Below are 824 nucleotides of genomic sequence, written 5' to 3'. Positions count from 1 at the left end.
GAAATATAACAAACAATTTAAGAGTGATTCCCCACGCTTGGCATTTTTGGTTTGGGTCAAGTTTAGTGTTTACGGTGTTCAAGTTAAGTGTCGTGGTTGCGTGGCTCACACCTTAATTGGGCGTTATATTTCGGATGAAATTATGAGTTCAAATGAAGATGAAAACATTGTTCGTGAGTACTTAGCTACTCGCTTTGATAAAGTGATTCATGAGCCTGATGGTAATGTGTCTCCTGACTTTCTCGTGAACGGTAAAATTGCAATTGAAGTTCGGCGATTAAATCAGCAATTTCGGGGCGCCAAAAAGACCGTTGGCTTAGAAACGGATCAATTCCGTTTAATGGATGCTATTCGAAGAAAACTATCGAAATATCCTTTGGATAAAACGTCCAAAAGCTACTTTGTGACAGTTTCCTATAAGCGTCCAATTGGAAAGTTGTCTTCGATAGTGAGCAACTTAGAAGAAGCAATAAATAAATTTCAACTTGCAGGTGAACCAATACCTTACTCTTGCAAACTCCACCAAAATGTACAGTTTGAGATTGAACTAGAGCGTCCTATTAGGGATATGAAATATAAAGTTGGTATTGAGGTTGATGAAGATAGTGGTGGTTGGGTAGTTGATACCTATGCCAAGGATACAAACCACTGTATTGACGAAAAGGTCATGAAAATTCAGTCCAACTATAGCAAATATCCTGAATGGTGGTTGGTGTTTGTGGATCACATAGGGTTTATGGCTTCGGATGACGTGGAAGACATAAAGCAATGCCTAAGTCGTCCAGAACACATTGCGAAAATTCTTGTACTAGATATCAAAGGTA

1 protein-coding gene is annotated in these 824 nt (G+C 38.8%); it reads left to right on the top strand.

Annotation, left to right across the window (positions count from 1 at the left end):
• Window positions 1–824: hypothetical protein (locus AACV20_RS14185; protein ID WP_170908093.1), on the top strand; the 824-nt coding region annotated here is incomplete at both ends.

This window comes from Vibrio sp. B4-6, assembly GCF_963888245.1.
Taxonomy (GTDB): domain Bacteria; phylum Pseudomonadota; class Gammaproteobacteria; order Enterobacterales; family Vibrionaceae; genus Vibrio; species Vibrio anguillarum.
Note: the sequence above shows the minus strand (reverse complement) of the source record. Positions and strands in the feature narration are given on the sequence as shown.